The organism is Athalassotoga saccharophila, from assembly GCF_009936215.1.
Taxonomy (GTDB): Bacteria; Thermotogota; Thermotogae; order Mesoaciditogales; family Mesoaciditogaceae; genus Athalassotoga; species Athalassotoga saccharophila.
On the sequence record NZ_AP019551.1, the window covers coordinates 503,716 to 522,500 of the forward strand.

The window sequence follows — 18,785 nt, forward strand, 5'->3', positions numbered from 1 at the left end:
CGATACCTGTATACAGTATATTTTATCACGACCTTTTATGTCAAGGTTTGTTGTGTGAAAAAAATGTTAAACCTACTTGTAAATTGCCTCAAGTAATGCCTTTGTTGATTTTCCTCTTCCCATGGTGAATATGTGAATGCCCGGTACACCGTAATTTAAAAGTTTATCGACAAGTTTTGACATATAACGTGTGCCGATTTTAAACTCTTCTTGAGGTGTTCTTGCTTCCTGCATTGCAAAAACAAATTCTTTTGGAATACTGACGAAGAAATTACTCGGTATCTTGACCATCGACTTGAATTGAACTATAGGTTTTATCCCCGGAATTATAGGTACATTTATTCCGATTTCTCTTGATCTTTCGACGAAATTTTTGTAAATCTCAAAGTCAAAGAACATCTGGGTTATGACATAATCAGCGCCAGCATCGATCTTTTTTTTGAGATATTTCAAGTCTTCTTCCATATTAAGCGCTTCGTAATGTTTCTCCGGATAACCGGCAACGCCTATGCAAAAGTTCGTCGGTTTTGGATTTTCAACGGGATAGAGGTATATTCCCTTATTCATCTTGGATATCTGATCGACGAGTTCATCGGCATGTTTGTATCCATCTCTTTCATCTATTTCTTTTTTGTTCTCTAACTCTCCCCTTATCACAAAGACATTTTCTATCTCGAGGTATTTCAAGTCTATAAGCATGTCCTCTATTTCGAATTTATTCATTCCAAGGCAAAGCACATGTGGGACGACATCAACGTTGTATCTGTTCTTTATCGCGGCACTTACTCCGACAGTCCCGGGCCTTCTTATCTTTGGCACCTTTATTATCCTGTCTTCAAATTCGATATAATCTATTTCTGGAGCATGACGTGTTACATTTATAAAAGAAGGAGAAAATTCCATTATCTCATCTATTGCTGAAAAGATCTCGTCTATGTCCCTTCCCCTGTCAGGAGGAATTACTTCTATCGATAAGATTCTCTGCCTTTTTACAAGATCGATGACCTTCATCTTTTCCTCATTTAACAAAAAGTATGTAAGCCAAAGCGCCTATAACGGCTATTATTTCGACGGCTTGAAAGAAATATATACTCCCTAAGGTAGATTCGAGGGATGAAACCTTCGACTTCAAAGTTTCATTTTCACTTTGAAGATTTTTTATCTGAGAGTTCAAAGAAGAACTTACGTTCATTGCTTCTATCTCCTGCTGAATATTCACAACAGTCGCAGAAAGAGAAGCGTAATTTGCCGAAAGCGCCTTGAGGTTATTTTCGACATTCGAAACTCTGTCTATTACCTTCGATAAAACTCCGGCCGATGGAACATTTTGAACTGAAGAAAGAGAAGAAAGGATATTTTGCATGACGGCGACCTGAGAATATATCTGGTTGACCTCAGATGAAAGCACGCTCAAAGTGCTTGCCTGATTCGTTATGTAGGCCTGAATGTTAGGGTATTTATTGACGGTGTTTTCTATTTGCTGGATCTTCATCAAAAGTTCTGGAGAGACAGATGTTCCCTGAACGGTAGGCTGGGAAATTTGGGAGGCTGGCTGGATCCTTCCCTGAAGGTAATTCAAAAGATTTGAAAGAATTCGTGCGAGATCTGCCCGAGTAACAACGAGAGAACCGTTAAAATCGTTATTCGAGTCAAGGGACATTATGTTGTCCTGAACCATTTCAACAACGTAAGGGTATAGATCGGAAGATGGGGATACATCGTTTATCACCATGCTGCCCATCATGATAACGGGCAGAAGCAAAACAAGCGAAAAAATCAAAAATCTTTTCATATCATCCTCCTATGAAAAAGTAAGATTTTGAATTCATGAATCTCGTGTCTATCTTTCCCATACCTATTTGATTTCCAAAAAGATCGTAAACTTTGTAGGTATGTATTCCTCTCGATATTTTCACCGAAAAGGGCGTATAGCCCTCATTCCCGTTATCCAATACCACCTTTACAGGATCCGGAAATGAAATGAATTTTACCTCTACAAATGAAGGGTCTGTAAAATAGAGATTGTAAATTCCGTCACCCTGAACGTTTAAAGTTCTACTTAAACTTCCATCCTGCCATAAAATATCGATCTGGTAGGTGCCGGGAAGCAATTTAAAGTCAAAAATTGGCGTTTTTCCCATGAATTTACCGTTCAAATTTATGGTAGCAGGCGGGGTGCTACCGACAAAGATCGTTCCCATAGGCTGTAAATATTCGTAAACATTTGTGATACTTCCGCCATTCACTTTAACGTAGACGGTCTTTGGAGGAAATAGAGGATTGTAAAATTCAACGGGATATATCCCAACGGAAGCGTTAAGCGTTGCAGGCAGTGTAGACCATATCGATCCGACATGAACGAGCGTATTTTGGGAAGGAGTTGCGTTAACGGTTATCATCCCAGAATTTACCATGTCTCCGTAAACGTTGACGACCTGCTGATCTACCTTTACACGTCCGAACCATATCTTTGAATTGTTGCCTATCATCTTAACATTGTAGGTCCCATAAGGCATTTGCTTTGAAAATTGAGTTTGTCCGAGGAGTTTTCCATTTACCTCAACGGCCGCACCGGGTGGATTCGAGGAGAAAACGACAAGAGAAGTCATGGGATTTAAAAAGATCGTGTAAGTTCCACTCGAAGATATCGAAAGAGTTCCACTTTTGCTTTGAAAGTACACCTGACTTGCCGTATAGGTATAAGTGCCGACCGGTAATCTCATCGATATCGGAGTTTTAAAATTGATTCCATTCAAACTCACAAAGACGCTGAAAGGAGAAGAATATATAGTCACATCGACAATTTTTTTCATTTTGAAAAATAAATTTTGGGGGGTAGAATTTTGAGAAATGTTGACGTATGTGGATATTTCCGAAAAGTTCGTTGCCTTCAAAGTCATCGAATATGTGCCCGATTTGAGTACGGTCGAGAAGGGAGTTATTCCGGCATACTGTCCATTCAAAAAAATCTGGACATGGGATGGATCGGTATCTACACTTATCTGGCCAGATGGGATCAATTGCACATTTGTCTTTGTGACCTGAAACGGTATCGCAGAAACAGTAAGGGTCTTCGACAGATACCCATTTTTTTCAATTGAAATTTTGTGAAGGCCCGGGCTTACGGTAATCGTTGCCGGACTTAAAAAGGTGTCTTTATCAATAGATATATTAGCCCCCGAAGGCTGTGTAAAGACCGAGATGTAGGAAAGAGGCTGAAGATTTATTTTTACGACAGTCGATCCCGAGGAAGGATCGTAAACAAAATTGAAAGGAAGATATCCAACGTTTTGAACACTTACGTTCGATATCGAATTCAAATTCACGACAATAGTTCCACTTAAACTCGTCTGACCAACAAGGGTTCCATTCACGTAAACCATAGACTGCGGTGGAATTGTGAAAAGGGTAACCTGAATCCCGAAGACCAAAGACGCAAATACCGAAATCAAAATGAATGAAAAAAGCCTTTTTTTCATCAACTCACCTCAAAGAAGTTATACATCTCTTTTCCCGGCCTTTCATTGTAATAAGGTCTTGTGCAATTCGGACACCCGGACGTTTTAAAGGCAGAAAATGGAATATTCGAAATATCATACCCGAAGGAAATTATCCTTCCATTTTCAAACTCGAAAAGTGAAAGATTTGAAAGATCGTTTTTTAAAAGATATGCCGCGATTTGAATGCGTCTGTAAGAATCTAAATCGGGTCTTTTTAAATTTTCGAGTTTTGTACCCTTCATGGGAGTAAAGGCAAACAAGCCGACGCTTACTTTAAAGTCATGCATTTTTTGAAGAAATTCAACGGCTTCCCTTTCACTTTCTCCAAGCCCGACTATAAGGTGTGTTGTGACTTTAGAGGGATATTTTTTCGCGACTTCTTCGATTAACCCAATATGTCTTTTTAAACTTCCACCACGGTAAAGTTCAAACATTTTTTCATTCACGACGTCAGTTGCCATTCCAATTCTATCTATTCCATGATCAAACCATTCTTTTGCCTCTTCGAATCGAGAAATTCTCACACTTGCCGAGATGGGTATGTCAACCCTTAATTTATCTATGAATTCAAAGGCTTCCTCTTTAGCGCGAGCAGAAGAGACAACCTGAAGACATATTCTTTTTATCTCATTAGATCTTTCTATGGCAGAGATTATTTCTCCCATCTCAAAATGAGGCCAAGAAATTCTCGATAGAAACTCCTCGGAGGATTTGCTCTCTCTTGCCTGTGTACAGTAAGCGCAATTGAAAAGGCAACTTTGACCGAACATTGCGTAAATCGTTTCCATCTTCAAAGGGGGGCCTGAATTTATAAGTCCAAGAAGACGTGCACTTCCGTAAGAAAGGCGCATTCAGACCTCCAAATTTGGAACTGCTTCCAAATCCAAACTGGCGAATCTTCCTTCTTTGTACTCGTGCCAGCCAGCGGCCGCTATCATAGAGGCGTTATCTGTACAGTATTTCAAAGGAGGAAAATGAAAAACAAGATTGTTTTTCAAAGAAGCCTCTTCGGTCTTCTTTCTGACCGCAGAATTGGCCGCAACTCCTCCTGCCACGATGACGTCTTTAACGTGGTACTCAAGCGCCGCTTCAACAACTTTATCAACGAGAATAGAGGCTACGGTCTCTTGAAATGAGGAGGCCACATCTTCCAATTTGAAATCTTTGTTGTCTCTCAGAAAATAAAGTACGTGTGTTTTTAAGCCACTGAAACTGAAATCGTATTTGCCTTCAGTCTTCGGCTTTGTAAAGTTGTAAGAAGGTTTTCCTCCTTTGGCTGCCTTGTCTATTTGAGGTCCTCCAGGATATGGAAGTCCCAACATTCTTGCAACCTTGTCGAAGGCCTCTCCCGCAGCGTCGTCTATCGATTTTCCTATTATTTCAAAATCATTCAAAGATCTCATGTAGACTATCTCTGTATGGGCGCCCGAGATCATCAAGACCATGCAAGGAAATTCTATATTTCTGTCGAAAAGAAAGACGGCGTTGAGATGACCTATCATGTGATTTACGCCTATAAGTGGAACCTTCAGAGCGTAAGAAAGACCCTTTGCGTATGACAAGCCAACAAGTAAAGGCCCTACTAAACCGGGACCGTAAGTTACGGCTACGGCCGAGATCTTTTTGGGATCTATTTTAGATTCGTCAAAGACCATTTTCGTGAGTATAGAGATCTTTTCGAGGTGATACCTTGAGGCGATCTCCGGTACGACTCCTCCGTAGAGGGCATGTATATTTATCTGAGAGGCGGTCTTTTCAGAAATGATTTTTTCTCCATTTTCGACTATCGCAACAGATGTTTCATCGCATGAACTTTCGATTCCAAGGATAAAAGCCATCAGGCAGTTTCCCTCATTTCGATGAGAGGTTCTTTACCCTCTCTTATAGATTCGGCCGTAACGATAACCTTTTTGACATTTTGAAGTCTTGGAATGTTGAACATTACCTCCATCATCACCTCATCTATAACGCTTTTAAGTCCCCTTGCACCCGTTCCACGCTTTCTCGCTATCGTCGCTATTTCTTTGAGAGCATCATTTTCAAATTCAAGGTCGACACCATCTAATTCCATGAGTTTTTTGTATTGTTTAACAACGGCATTCTTCGGATCTACAAGGATCCTCACAAGTTGTTCTTCGTTCAATTGATCGAGAGTGGATATTATCGGGAACCTTCCAACGAATTCTGGCATCATTCCGTATTTGACGAGATCATCCGGAGTTACCTGTTTAAGAAGTGAATTTATATCCTCATCACGTTTTGACTTTATGTTCGCCGCAAAACCGACCGTTGTCTGTTGAACTCTCGATCTTATTATCTCCTCAAGTCCATCGAAGGCTCCACCGATTATGAAAAGTATATTTGTCGTGTCTACCTTTATGAATTCCTGGTACGGGTGTTTCCTTCCTCCCTGAGGCGGCACATTTGCAATCGTACCCTCGACTATTTTTAGAAGTGCCTGCTGGACTCCTTCACCTGAAACATCACGTGTTATAGAAACGTTGGCAGATTTTCTTGCTATTTTATCGATCTCGTCTATGTAAATTATTCCATGCTGGGCCTTTTCTATATCGAAGTCGGCAACCTGTAAAAGTCTCAATATGACATTTTCGACGTCTTCTCCAACATATCCGGCCTCGGTAAGCGGCGTCGCGTCTGTTATCGCAAAAGGAACATCCAAAACTTTGGCAAGTACACGGGCAATAAGCGTTTTTCCAGATCCGGTCGGTCCTATGAGCATTATGTTCGATTTTTCTATCTCGACATCGTCAAATTTTTTGTTCATGAATACGCGTTTGTAGTGATTGTAAACGGCGACGCTTATCGCTTTTTTTGCTCGCTCCTGACCTATCACGTATTTATCGAGTTCTTCTTTTATTTCAACGGGACTTGGGAGTTTTCTATTCGTATTTTTTTGTGTTTCAGATTGATGATCGTGGAGAATATCGTGAAACAACTCGATACATTCATCGCAAATGTAAACATCGTTGGGCCCGGCTATAAGCCTGTTTACTTCCGAGGCCCCTCTACCACAAAAAGAACAGAATTTCTCATTCTTCACTTTGAATCTCCTTCTATCTCTCTTTTAGACGCTATTATCTTATCGACCAAACCGTATTCGAGCGCTTCTTTGGCATTCATAAAGAAATCCCTATCCGTATCTTTTTCTATCTTTTCGAGAGGCTGCCCTGTGTGTTTCGCAAGAATGTTGTTCAACTCGTCTCTTATTCTCATTATCTCTCTTGCGCGTATCTCTATATCTTTGGCCTGACCTTCGGCTCCTCCGAGCGGCTGGTGAATCATAACTGTCGCATGCGGAAGGGCATATCTCTTTCCCTTCGTTCCAGCGGCAAGAAGGACTGCAGCCATTGAGGCAGCCGACCCTATCGCTGTCGTCACAACATCGCATTTTAGAAATTGCATCGTGTCGTAAATCGCAAGACCAGCCGTAACGGATCCACCGGGAGAATTTATGTACATGTATATGTCTTTGTCGGGATCCTCGGCCTCGAGAAAGAGTAATTGTGCAACCACAAGGCTCGATGTCATATCATCGATGGCACCCTCGAGAAAGACTATTCTATCCTTTAAAAGCCTCGAGTATATATCGTATGCACGTTCAGTCCTTCCCGTTGTTTCTATGACTATTGGAATCGTTTGATCGCCTATTTTCAATTTGATCCCTCACTTTCATTCTCATCCTCTTCGATCTCTCCTTGAGAATCTTTGCCTACCTCTTCTTCTTTGACAACTGCATTTTTGAGCAATTCTCTTGCGACTTTGTCAGACATAAGATTGCGTTTAATCGATTGGTAAAGATCAGAATCCTTCTTCAACATCACCTTTAGCCTTTCATCGCTTATCTTTGATTTTTCGTAAGTTTCTCTCGCTTCCTCGAAGATCTCCTCATCTGAGACATCGAGAGACTTTTCCTTGGCAATGGATTTTATGGCTCCCTCCAATTTCATGTAATTTATTACTTCCTCTCTTATCGAATCCTTGAAGGCCTTTTCGTCTCCGTTGAATTTCTCCTTTAACTCTTTATCGTAGGTTTTTTCTTCTTTCTTCTTGTCTACAACGTAATCCACAAAGTAATCTATGGTCGAATCAAGAACGTCTAACTTCGTCTTTTTGACCAATTCGTTCAGTACCACATCTATTTTTAAAGATTCGGTAAATCCATTCATGACTTTGTCTATTTGGGATCTTAGATTGTTTTTGAGGTCTTCAAGTGTTTCGTATTTGTCATCGACCATTTTGGCGAAGTTGTCATCGATTTCTGGCAACTTGACAGAATAAACCTTTAAGATTTTGACATGTAAATGTGTGACATTCCCGCTATTTTCGGCTGTTGTTGAAAAATCGAATTCATCTCCGGCCTTTTTCCCGACAAGGTGTGAAAAGATATTTCCCTCTTCTGGTTTTGCAACCTTAAGTTCAAGTTCTTTTTTTTCTGGATCCTTTCCTGTTAGGTCTTGGTACTCTATTTCTACCTGATCTCCTATCTCTATATTTCCATCTTTTGGAATGAGAATTGCTTTTTCCTTTCTCAAGTCTTCGATGGAATCGTTGATCATTTTTTCGCTGTCATTGTGCAATTTTGGAATCGTTATCTCGATCTTGTCCATCGATTCGATCTCGACCTTTGGAAATAAATGGATCTCGAAGGTCACCTCCGCATTTCCTCCAAGTTCAACAGACTTCAAGCGCGGAGGAAGTATCACATCATCTCCTTGAGGCGTTTTGAGATACTCTTCTATGATCACGTCATATGCCTCGTCGGCGACTTTTTCTTTTATCATTTCATTTATCTTATCCATTCCTATTATGGAATTTATAAGGTTTCTCGGTGCCATACCGGGTCTAAAACCTTTGATCTTTATATCCTTTGAAATCTCATCGTAGACTTCATCTCTTGCATCTTCTATGACCTCGTGTGGCATAGAAACCTTTAAAATTTTGACATTCTTATTTTCTTCCACAACTTCTAACATAAAATTCTCTCCTTTTCACAATATGTAAGAACTTAAATCTTCGTCTGTAGCAATGTGACCAACCTTGCTTATGACATACTCTTTATCGATCCTGATAGGACTTTCAACCTTCGGAGCGTTAAATGAGATATCCTCCATCACCTTTTCCATGACCGTGTAAAGCCTTCTGGCCCCGATATTCTCCTGTCTCGTGTTGACTTCGTAGGCTATTCTCGCTATTTCTGATATCCCATCCGGTGTGAAAATAACCTCTACATTTTCCGTTTCCAAAAGTGCTTTATATTGATGAATTAAAGAGTTCTTTGGCTCAACGAGTATCCTTTCGAAATCATTTTGAGTGAGTGCCTCGAGTTCGACCCTTATGGGGAACCTTCCCTGAATTTCAGGGATAAGATCTGAAGGCTTTGACATGTGAAATGCGCCTGCCGCTATGAAAAGTATGTAATCGGTTTTGACAGGACCGTACTTGGTAGAAATCGTCGTTCCCTCGACTATAGGAAGAAGATCCCTTTGAACACCTTCTCTCGATACGTCCGGTCCAGATCTCGAATTGGATCCAACTATTTTATCAAATTCGTCCAAAAAGACGATGCCTTTATATTGCGCTCTTTCGAGTGCTTCTTGGATCATGCGATCTTTGTCTATCAACTTTTCCGATTCAACCGGAAGCAAAATTCTTCTTGCATCCTTTATTTTAACACGTTTCTTTTTCATCTTCTTTGGTATCATTCCTCCGAACATGTCCTGAAGATCTATTCCAAGGTCTTCCGGACTCATACCACCTATCATCGGCATAACCGGCGTTGTATCTTCAACCTCTATCTCTATCTCTAAATCTTCTATTTCTCCACTTCTCAACTTTTGTCTCATCTCTTCGCGCTTAGAAAGAGCGGCTCTGTGAACTTCTGGAGATACCTGAGGCTGGGCACTTTGGAAAAATGACATAAATCCACTCATCGCAGGTCTTTTTACGCTTTCAGGAACTAAAGCATCCAAGATCCTTTCCTCTACTGCCTGCTTTGCTCCTTCTTCAACAGTCACGGCCATTTCAGATTTAACCCTGTTTATGCTTTCCTCAACGAGATCTCTTATTATCGAGTCAACAGATTTACCGACGTAGCCAACCTCGGTGTATCTTGTAACCTCTACCTTTATAAATGGTGCTCCAGAAAGTTGGGCAAGTCTCCTTGCGATTTCTGTTTTTCCAACTCCGGTAGGCCCGGCCATAAGTATGTTTTTGGGAAGCACGTCTCTTTGCATGTCTTCGGGAAGTTTCATCCTTCTTATTCTATTTCTCAAAGCAATGGATACTGCCTTTTTCGCCTCTTTCTGGCCTATTATGTATTTGTCGAGTTCTTCGACGATTTCCTTTGGAGTTAACTCATCTATGTTCATCAAATTCCTCCTTACAACTCTTCAACTGTTATGTTCGAGTTTGTGTAAATACATATCTCACTTGCTATTTCCATCGCCTTGATCGCTATATCGTGGGCGCTCATATCTGTATTCCTGTAAAGCGCGCGAGCGGCAGCAAGTGCGTAATTCCCTCCAGATCCTATTGCCATTATAGGCTCATCTGGCTGGATTACCTCTCCACTTCCGGAAAGCAAAAATATATTCTGCGTATCGGCAACTATCAAAAGCGCCTCAAGCCTTCTTAGTGCTCTGTCCATTCTCCAATCTTTTGCAAGTTCTATGGCCGCCTTTGAAAGCACACCATTGGACTCTCTCAACTTGACTTCAAATCTTTCGAAAAGTGTGAAAGCATCCGCAACTGATCCTGCAAAGCCCGCTATTATCTTTCCATCTCCAAGTCTTCTAACTTTTTTGGCCGTTGCCTTCATTATTGTATCACCGGTTGTAACCTGGCCGTCTCCAGCCATCACCGTTTTTCCATCTCTTCTTACGACTAAAACGGTCGTCGAATGAAATTCCACTTCGATTACCTCCTCAGTGCAGAGTCCAACAATTCAACTACAACATCTTCCATCTCGAGTCCAAATGCCCGAGCCGAGGCTGGAAGATCGCTTGTTGGAGTCATGCCAGGTATTGCGTTGACCTCTAAAAAATAAAATTCACCATCTAAAATTATACCATCTATTCTGGCAAATCCCTTGCAGTTAACTTCTTTATAAACCTTCAACGCCGCTTTTTCGATTTCATTTCTTTCCCAAAAATTCAATGGAGCCGGAGTTATTAACTTGGATCCATCGGGAGAATATTTCGACTCGTAGTCGTAAAATGTGCCCTTTGGAATTATCTCCAAAATGGGTAAGACAGTCGGATTTCCATCTATGTCGAGAATCGATACTGTTATCTCTCTTCCGTCTATGTAATCTTCGTAAAATCCATCTTCAGATCTCCCTATCTCAGACTCTGAAAAAATGATCCTCACGCCTATGCTCGAGCCTCCAAACCTTGGCTTGAAAACACATGGAAATGAAATTGGCCCGTAGGACCAATTTGGTGTTTTGATCTTCAATTTTTGGAAGTATTCTTTTGTTCGGATTTTATCGATCGTTATCTCGCAACTTTTTGAATCAGATCCAGTGTACGGTATATCCCGTTCCTCAAAGAATCTTTGTACGCTTCCATCCTCTCCGGGAGATCCATGAAGCATTATAAAACACATCGACTTTACAGATTCGAGTTCTTTAAAATCTCCATTCCATACCATTAATTCCGAGTTTATTTCAAGATTTCTAAGTGCATTTAGCACATTTTTTCCGCTCGATATGGAGACCTCTCTTTCCGGAGATGTGCCTCCGCAAAGCACTACAACTTTTGGAATTTTTCCCTTAACTTTTTCTCGACTACTGGTGGAACCCATTCTTTTAATTCTCCTCCAAATTGTGCTATTTCTTTTACCATCGAAGAGGAAAGGAAAAGATACTTTATGTCCGTCATGAAGTAAATCATTTCGAGAGAGGGACACATTTCCCTGTTTGCGAGAGCCATTTCGAATTCATATTCAAAATCTCCAACGGCCCTTAATCCTCTTATCGCTATTTTGACGTTATTTTGTTCTACGTATTGGACAAGCAAGCCCTCGTGAATGTCCACATTTACGTTCATACCTTTTAACGATTCCTTTATCATGTAAAGCCTTTCTTCGACGGAAAAAAGAGGTTTTTTTCTTAAGTTGTTCATAAGTACAACTGTGAAATCGTCGAAAACTTTTGATGCCCTTTTTATTATGTCTATGTGCCCATAAGTTATTGGATCAAAAGATCCCGGATAGATAGCTCTCACTTTGTGCACCTCACCTGAAATATTTTTCTGTCTTCGATCCTTACGCAGGTTAAATATCCTCCATAGACACATCCCGTGTCAATACCTATCTTATCATTTTTTATCAAAGGTTTTGGCATGGGAGTGTGTCCGAATACAATCGTGTATCCTTCCAGTGGATTTTCTGAATATATGAATTCATCTCTTATCCATAGAAGATCTTCCTCTTTTTGATCTTCCAGTTTTACGTTTGGTTTTATCCCTGCGTGAACGAAGAGATATTTGTCCTTCACGTAAAAAGGTTTTGTGTTTTGGAAGAATTCGATGTGTGATTTCGGGATTTTATCTATGTCTCCGTAACTTTCGAGCGTTTTTCTTGCTCCATTGTATTCCCACAATTCCCAGTCTTTTGGATCTCTCGTTTCGTAAAATTTCGTTATCATCCATTCATGATTTCCCTTTATGAAGATTGAGTTTTTGTGTATAGACGAAAACCTTAGAAAGAATTCAACAACTCCTTTTGAATTTGTTCCTCTGTCTATGTAATCTCCAAGAAAGATTACCGTGTCCTGTGTTGACGGATTTACCTTTTCTATCAGTCTTTCGAGCGGATCTAAGCATCCATGTATGTCTCCTATCGCGTATATCAATTTTATCACCTTGCCTTTCTATAATAATAATATATTTTAAGATCTTTTCTTATTAGTATGCGTTGTTGAAATTGTTGAAAACTCATCTCAGGCCTTATCATTACTGAAAATTTTGACTGTTGAAAACTTTGTTGAAAACTTGTTGAAAAGTATTTTGGGGATAAATTGTTGAAAACTACAAATTCACGTCAAAGGTAAAAATCATCTTTAAGCCTCATGGTTATGGGAAAAAATGACATTTAAATCTCAAAAAGTTTTCAACAACGATTTTTTTCATATTTTACCGACAAATTTTGAGTTTTCAACAATTTGGTTTTTCGATTGTTGAAAACTTTTGTTGAAACTGTTGAAAACTCATTTAAAGCCTTACCATTACTGAAAATTTTGACTGTTGAAAAGTCATAATGATATGATATAAGGAGATTTTAAAAGATAAACCATAATATATTTGAATAATTACCTTTAAACGTGTATAATTAACTGTAATCGTCTTAAATGAATCTTTGAATAGAACTTCAAGTGCGATAACATAATTAGCAGAGAGAGTATAAGAGTGCTAATTTGGAAGGAGGTCTTCTTGAAAATGAGTGCAAAGATGAGAGTTAAACCACTCGGAGAAAGGCTCTTGATAAAGCCGATAAAGGAAGAGCCAAAATCTGCGGGAGGAATTGTGCTTCCTGAAAACGCAAAGGAAAAACCACAAAGGGCCGAAGTCATCGAGATCGGAACGGGCGATGATATCAGCGTAAAGGTGGGAGATATTGTCATTTTTGCAAAGTATTCCGGAAATGAGATCAAAATCGATGACGAGGACTACATACTTATCGACTGGAATGACGTTCTCGCAAAGATTGAAAAATGAAGGAGGTAATTGAACAATGCCAAAGTTACTCAAATTCGATCAAGACGCAAGACAATCTATACTTACAGGTGTCCAAAAACTTGCGAGTGCCGTTAAAATAACTCTTGGTCCTAAGGGAAGAAATGTTGTTATTGAAAAAAGTTTTGGTTCTCCAACGGTTTCAAGTGATGGAGTTTCTATTGCCAAGGAGATAGATCTCGAAGATAAATTTGAAAATCTCGGTGCCCAACTTGTAAAAGAGGTTGCAACGAAGACCAACGATGCCGCCGGTGATGGAACAACAACTGCGACCGTTTTGGCCGAGGCAATGATAAAGGAAGGTATAAAGAACATAACTGCGGGCACCAATCCAATGATAATGAGGGTTGGTATGCAGGAAGCAACCGAGAAAGCGGTTGAGGAGATAAAGAAACTTAGCAAAAAGTTAAATGGCAGAACGGATATCGCTCACGTTGCGGCGATAAGTGCCAACAACGAAGAGATCGGAGAACTCATAGCCGAGGCAATGGACAAGGTTGGTCAGGATGGAGTCATAACCGTTGAAGATTCTAAAACTATGGAAACGCACGTCGAGTTCACCGAAGGTATGCAATTCGATCGTGGATACATCTCTCCATACTTTGTAACAGATGCTGAAAAGATGGAAGCCAACCTTTCAGATGCGTTTATTTTGATAACCGACAAAAAAATAAGCGCTGTAAAGCCAATGATACCGATTCTCGAAAAGATTGCCCAGACAGGTAAACCACTGCTCATAATAGCCGAAGACGTTGAAGGTGAGGCCCTTACCACATTAGTGCTTAACAAATTGAAGGGTACACTCAACGTTGTGGCCGTCAAGGCTCCCGGATTTGGAGACAGAAGAAAGGCAATGTTACAGGATATCGCCATATTGACGGGCGGTACAGTTATAAGTGAGGAAATAGGCCTTGACTTTGACAACGTAACTCTCGATATGCTTGGCCGTGCAAAGAGCATAAAGGTAAGAAAAGATGACACTCTCATCGTTGATGGAGCCGGAAAAGAAAAGGATATAAAGGATAGAATAGCCCAGATAAAGGCCCAGATCGAGATCACAACGAGCGAATACGAAAAAGAAACGTTACAGGAAAGAATGGCAAAATTGTCTGGCGGGGTCGCCGTCATAAAAGTTGGTGCCGCTACAGAAACGGAACTCAAAGAGAAAAAGCAAAGAATCGAAGACGCTCTAAGCGCTACGAAATCTGCCGTTGAGGAAGGTATAGTCGCTGGTGGTGGAGTAACGCTTTTGAGAGTTTCTGAGGAACTCAAAAAGTTCGAAGAGAAACTCGAGGGTGAAAAGAAGATCGGTGCCATGATAGTCAGAAAAGCGCTTAGCGAGCCTATAAAGATAATTTGCCAGAACGCGGGTGTCGATGGGGCCGTTGTTGTAAATCAGGTACTTTCCAATCCAAGCAAATCTTATGGATACGATGCACTTAAAGGGAAATACGTTGATATGTTCGAGGCCGGTATAATAGACCCGGCAAAGGTTACAAGAAGCGCCCTTCAGAATGCGTCTTCTATCTCTTCCATGCTGCTTACAACTGAAGTTGCCATAGTTGAAAAGCCGGAAGAGAAAAAAGAAATGCCTCCTATGCCTCCTGAATATTGATCTAAAGCGGGCGAAAGCCCGCTTTTTTGCCAATTCACTGATGGAGGTTTTTATGATAAAGTATGGACTTTCTGGACTTGGCGGAATAGCGAGAATACATCTTATGGCCATAAAAAATATGAAACTTGCCGGATCAGATGTTGATGTTGAACTCGAGGACCTGTACTCAACCTCTCCATTACACAGAAAAGAAGGCGCTGACCTTGGATTTAAGCATGTCACCGATCGATTCGAATCGATTTTTAATCATGTAGACGTTGTTGATATCTGCACTCCGAATTTTCTTCATAAAGATCAAATAGTTAAATCTTTAGAGGCGCAAAAAGATGTCTACTGCGAAAAGCCTCTCGCGATGAACTCAAATGAAACCTCAGAGATCGTTAAGGTGCTTTCGTCCCATCGGGTGAAAAATCAGATCGCCTTCATGCTTAGATTCATTCCAGCCGTTGCCATGGCGCGATCGATCGTAAAACAAGGAATGATCGGGAAGGTATATGCCTTTCGGGGTGAATTTTTCCATTCGAGTTATCTCGACAGATCAAAACCCATGTCATGGAGACTTGAAAAAAGTAAAAGTGGTGGTGGATCGCTCGTCGATCTTGGATCCCATATAATAGATCTTACCCTTTTCTTGCTCGGTGATTTCGAGGAGGTTCATTCATCTTTCAAGACGATAATTGAAAAAAGAAAGAATGGATTTGAGGAAAAGACGGTCGATGTTGATGACTGGGCCCTTCTATACGTCAAATTAAAGTCCGGACCTTCTGGAACCTTGGAAGCATCGCGCCTTGCTGCTGGAAAGGAAGGCATGAGATTTGAGATATACGCGTCAAATGGAACGCTTTTCATAGACACAAATGATCCTTACAGGGCAAAGGTCTTCGACGAATATTCGAGGATGATTTATCCTTCAAAAGAGGATCTTACGGATGATTTTTACAGGTTCGTAGATCAAAATTATCCTTCTCCCAAACTTTCCTCTGGCTTTATGGTGGATGCCCATATGACTTCTCTCATAGCCTTTTTCAAATCTTTAAAGGAGAATGTAATGGTTCCAACCTTTGAAGATGGTCATAAGGTTCAGGTTATAATGGATAAGGTTTATTCATCTGACAAGTCTTTCAAAGGCTGACTTCAAAGATGATTTAATCGCATCGACCTGTTTTTTGTCCCACGTTTGTGGAGAAGATCTCAAAAATGTTGTTTTGTCATCTCTGTTGTCGAAATTGGCGACAGGAAGATGAAATTTTTTATTGCCCTTCAAAACGGTAACGGTGCCTTGCTTTTCGGAATTTTCTTCGAGCCATATCATATCGTCCGTTCCATATTCTTTGATCATAACCTCTTCTGGCACACCGTGATGGAGAATGGAACCGGGATCATTTGGATTCGATCTTTGAAGGTTTTTTCTTCTTGATTCTTCCGGGCTTACCCAGACGTAGAGTATAACCGATCTTTGAAGTATCTCTTCGCTTAAATAAGGAAGGGAATGTCGATATCCAAAGGGAAAGTCAAGGGGTAATTTTGAATTTGCCGATCCTCCCCTTGAAAATTCGATTATTGTTGTCCCCTTTTTGCCATAGTTTGAGTATTTGTCGTCCAAAAGTTTTTGCGATTCTTTTTCTATGGCATTTTCTACAACTTTAAGAACTTTATCCGGTAGATTTGAAAGTCTTGGAGAGATCCCTGCAATTTTGGCGCTATCTTCTATTCTCTGAATTACGAATTCGGCAGATCGCGGTAATTCTCTCTTTTTGACAAGATCTTTGTAATCTTCATTTATCAAATTGGTAAGAGTAAGCCAATCTCTCGGATCTTTGAATGGTTTAAGATCTGATTCGTAGAATATCCTTTTTTCTCCCATTCTTTCAAGTTCTTCGTCTATACGTCTCATCAAAAAAACGTATGGGAAGTCATCTATGTCCAATGTGTTTCCAATGTGAAACAATTCTGCCCTTTCTTTTTCACTCATAACGGACATGAGCCTTCTTATTTCGGATTTTCCCGACGCCGGCAGCCCAAGCAAAAGAATAACATCGATCATGATCTCACCCTTTCTCACGAAAATTTTAACTTAAAAGCCAATTATCTTACTTTTGACCCGTCTTGATCAAGGCATCCTGCCCTTCGCCTTATGATCGACTTTTAAAATAATTGTACACGAAATTTGTGTCATTTCATGTTAAGATCGATCTTTTTTCATTCAAGAGCCACTTTTCAGTCGGTAGATAGAAATGTAAAGCGATTTATTTTTCAAAGATAAAGTCAGTTGTAGTCAAATCCCAAAACAACGGATATTTTGGATGTAACTTTTAAAGGGTAAACTATATGTGAATCATACTCAAGGAGGGATTTTATGTTAACCGATATCATTGAAAAATTTTCCAAAATTCGTCCTACAGAAAATGCTGAGAATATTTTGAGGGAGAGGTATTTTTGGAAAGATCAGAATGGTAATTTTATAGAAAATGACTGGTCGGACGTATCTCGAAGGGTCGCCCGCGTGATCGCATCTGCAGAGTACCTTTATTCAAAAGATCTGGATAAAATAGAATTCTGGGAGGATCAATTTTACTCCATTTTAAATGCAAGAATTTTCATTCCCAATAGCCCGACTCTTTTCAATGCCGGAAGCGGCGTTGATAACGAATTGATAAGAAAGCCTCTCGAGGAGATGACACTTGAGGATTACGAAAAGGTATACAAATCGAGGAACCATCTTCACATGTTAAGCGCTTGTTTCGTCGTCCCGGTCGAGGATAGCATAGAAGGCATCTTCGATGCGGTCAAAAATTATGCCCTGATAACAAAGGTAGGAGGAGGAGTTGGATCTAATTTTTCTTCTCTAAGGCCAAAGGGATCATTTGTCGCCGGCACCTCTGGCAGGGCATCCGGCCCGGTTAGTTTTATGCATGTTTTCAACTCGGCCATAGCCGTAGTTGAGCAGGGATACAAAAGAAGAGGGGCCTTGATGGGCATACTCGATATAGATCATCCAGACATTGAAGAATTCATAGAGGCAAAAAGAGATAACACCGGTGAATCGATTCTTAAGTTTTTCAACATTTCCGTTGGAATAAAGGACAAAGAAAAGATTTTGAAATCTTACGAAGAAGATGGAGAAATTGAACTTTATCATCCGAAATCCGGAGTAGTAAGGAAAGTAAAGATACGAGAATTGCTCAGAAAAATAGCGGAAAATGCTTGGAAAAGTGGAGATCCCGGTCTTGCAATATTAAGCGAGATGAACAAGTACAATCCGCTTTATCCACACAGAATTATAGAGTCTACGAATCCGTGCGGAGAGATAGGACTTCCCCCTTACGAGGCATGCAATCTTGGATCAATAGATGTTGCAAAATTCTATTTTGGTAACTCATTTGACAGGGCATCATTTGATCAGATCGCAAAGATAGCCATAAGATTTTTGGACGATGTCATAGATGTAAATGTCTTTCCGCTTGAAGAGATAGATAGGGCCGTTAGAGAATCAAGAAGGCTTGGCCTTGGCATAATGGGATTTGCAGATCTGCTTTACATGATGAATATACCTTACGATTCGGAAGAAGCCTTCAAATTTGCTTCCAACCTTATGGCAGAACTCGCGCTCGAGTCCCATAGGGCATCTTACGAACTCGGAAAGGAGAAGGGTAATTTTCCACTCTACGAAAAGAGCAAGTATGCTCAGGAGGGTGGTTTTATACCATTTGCGATGGGAAGTTCTGACCTTGACATTGAATTAAGAAAAGAATTCGTAGAACTCTCAAAATTTCACAGAAATGTCGCAGTTATGACGGTCGCACCGACTGGATCCATATCGAATATAGCCGATACTTCTTCTGGACTCGAACCGAATTTCTTACTCGCATATACCCGTTACATGAACAAAAGTGATGGTACAAAGGAACCTCTCGT

18 protein-coding genes (1 of these 18 running past the window's edge) are annotated in these 18,785 nt (G+C 40.4%); 4 read left to right on the top strand and 14 right to left on the bottom strand.

Annotated features, from left to right (window positions below):
* Window positions 1-72: 72 nt before the first annotated feature.
* From ATHSA_RS02500 to ATHSA_RS02560, 13 genes are read right to left on the bottom strand one after another with little or no spacing between them, the layout of a single operon-like run.
* A complete protein-coding gene (locus ATHSA_RS02500; protein WP_161847610.1) occupies window positions 73-1,011 on the bottom strand; it encodes a methylenetetrahydrofolate reductase in 939 nt (312 codons plus the stop codon).
* Window positions 1,012-1,018: 7 nt separating this feature from the next.
* A complete protein-coding gene (locus ATHSA_RS02505) occupies window positions 1,019-1,792 on the bottom strand; it encodes an S-layer homology domain-containing protein (RefSeq protein WP_161847611.1) in 774 nt (257 codons plus the stop codon).
* A gap of 1 nt (window position 1,793) precedes the next feature.
* On the bottom strand, window positions 1,794-3,479 hold the full coding sequence (locus ATHSA_RS02510; RefSeq protein ID WP_161847612.1) for a PEGA domain-containing protein: 1,686 nt from the start codon (window positions 3,477-3,479) through the stop codon (window positions 1,794-1,796).
* On the bottom strand, window positions 3,479-4,351 hold the full coding sequence (locus tag ATHSA_RS02515; RefSeq protein WP_161847613.1) for a radical SAM protein: 873 nt from the start codon (window positions 4,349-4,351) through the stop codon (window positions 3,479-3,481). Before ATHSA_RS02515 ends, ATHSA_RS02510 begins: the two co-directional genes overlap by 1 nt.
* Window positions 4,352-5,338: a tRNA (adenosine(37)-N6)-threonylcarbamoyltransferase complex transferase subunit TsaD gene (gene tsaD / locus ATHSA_RS02520; protein WP_161847614.1), complete on the bottom strand. Its 987-nt coding sequence runs from the start codon at window positions 5,336-5,338 to the stop codon at window positions 4,352-4,354.
* Window positions 5,338-6,561 carry an ATP-dependent Clp protease ATP-binding subunit ClpX gene (gene clpX, locus ATHSA_RS02525; RefSeq protein WP_161847615.1) on the bottom strand — a complete coding sequence of 408 codons (1,224 nt, stop codon included), beginning with the start codon at window positions 6,559-6,561 and terminating at the stop codon, window positions 5,338-5,340. The genes tsaD and clpX overlap by 1 nt, the downstream gene beginning before the upstream one ends.
* Window positions 6,558-7,175 (bottom strand): ATP-dependent Clp endopeptidase proteolytic subunit ClpP, encoded by a 618-nt coding sequence (clpP, locus tag ATHSA_RS02530; RefSeq protein WP_161847616.1) that lies wholly within the window; start codon window positions 7,173-7,175, stop codon window positions 6,558-6,560. Before clpP ends, clpX begins: the two co-directional genes overlap by 4 nt.
* Window positions 7,172-8,494 (bottom strand): trigger factor, encoded by a 1,323-nt coding sequence (gene tig / locus ATHSA_RS02535; RefSeq protein ID WP_161847617.1) that lies wholly within the window; start codon window positions 8,492-8,494, stop codon window positions 7,172-7,174. The genes clpP and tig overlap by 4 nt, the downstream gene beginning before the upstream one ends.
* 15 nt (window positions 8,495-8,509) lie before the next feature.
* Complete coding sequence (gene hslU, locus ATHSA_RS02540) at window positions 8,510-9,892, bottom strand: ATP-dependent protease ATPase subunit HslU (protein ID WP_161847618.1); 1,383 nt, start codon at window positions 9,890-9,892, stop codon at window positions 8,510-8,512.
* 8 nt (window positions 9,893-9,900) lie between these two features.
* The gene (hslV, locus tag ATHSA_RS02545; RefSeq protein WP_161847619.1) at window positions 9,901-10,431 is read right to left on the bottom strand and encodes an ATP-dependent protease subunit HslV; all 531 of its coding nucleotides are present in this window, start codon (window positions 10,429-10,431) and stop codon (window positions 9,901-9,903) included.
* Window positions 10,432-10,436: 5 nt separating this feature from the next.
* Window positions 10,437-11,324 (bottom strand): D-alanine--D-alanine ligase family protein, encoded by an 888-nt coding sequence (locus ATHSA_RS02550; RefSeq protein ID WP_161847620.1) that lies wholly within the window; start codon window positions 11,322-11,324, stop codon window positions 10,437-10,439.
* Complete coding sequence (gene coaD / locus ATHSA_RS02555) at window positions 11,270-11,746, bottom strand: pantetheine-phosphate adenylyltransferase (protein ID WP_232060112.1); 477 nt, start codon at window positions 11,744-11,746, stop codon at window positions 11,270-11,272. The genes ATHSA_RS02550 and coaD overlap by 55 nt, the downstream gene beginning before the upstream one ends.
* Entirely contained in the window at window positions 11,743-12,384 is a 642-nt protein-coding gene (locus tag ATHSA_RS02560) for a metallophosphoesterase family protein (protein ID WP_197739204.1), read from the bottom strand. Before ATHSA_RS02560 ends, coaD begins: the two co-directional genes overlap by 4 nt.
* Window positions 12,385-12,970: 586 nt before the next feature.
* On the opposite strand from ATHSA_RS02560, the gene ATHSA_RS02565 reads away from it, so the two are divergent.
* The 3 genes from ATHSA_RS02565 to ATHSA_RS02575 are packed head-to-tail and all read left to right on the top strand — an operon-like array spanning window position 12,971 to window position 16,002.
* A complete protein-coding gene (locus tag ATHSA_RS02565) occupies window positions 12,971-13,237 on the top strand; it encodes a co-chaperone GroES (protein WP_161848907.1) in 267 nt (88 codons plus the stop codon).
* A gap of 16 nt (window positions 13,238-13,253) precedes the next feature.
* Complete coding sequence (gene groL / locus ATHSA_RS02570) at window positions 13,254-14,870, top strand: chaperonin GroEL (protein WP_161847622.1); 1,617 nt, start codon at window positions 13,254-13,256, stop codon at window positions 14,868-14,870.
* A 52-nt stretch (window positions 14,871-14,922) separates the two neighbouring features.
* A complete protein-coding gene (locus ATHSA_RS02575) occupies window positions 14,923-16,002 on the top strand; it encodes a Gfo/Idh/MocA family protein (protein ID WP_161847623.1) in 1,080 nt (359 codons plus the stop codon).
* On the opposite strand, the gene ATHSA_RS02580 is transcribed toward ATHSA_RS02575, so the two are convergent.
* Window positions 15,976-16,914, bottom strand: coding sequence for a hypothetical protein (locus ATHSA_RS02580; RefSeq protein ID WP_161847624.1), 939 nt, complete (start codon window positions 16,912-16,914; stop codon window positions 15,976-15,978). The two genes, ATHSA_RS02575 and ATHSA_RS02580, sit on opposite strands and share 27 nt — an antisense overlap.
* A 312-nt stretch (window positions 16,915-17,226) precedes the next feature.
* Here ATHSA_RS02580 and ATHSA_RS02585 point away from each other — a divergent pair, with 312 nt between their 5' ends.
* Window positions 17,227-18,785: the 5' portion of an adenosylcobalamin-dependent ribonucleoside-diphosphate reductase gene (locus ATHSA_RS02585; RefSeq protein WP_161847625.1), read on the top strand. The gene runs 937 nt beyond the window's last position; the window shows 1,559 of its 2,496 coding nt (coding positions 1-1,559); its start codon is at window positions 17,227-17,229; its stop codon lies off the right edge, out of view.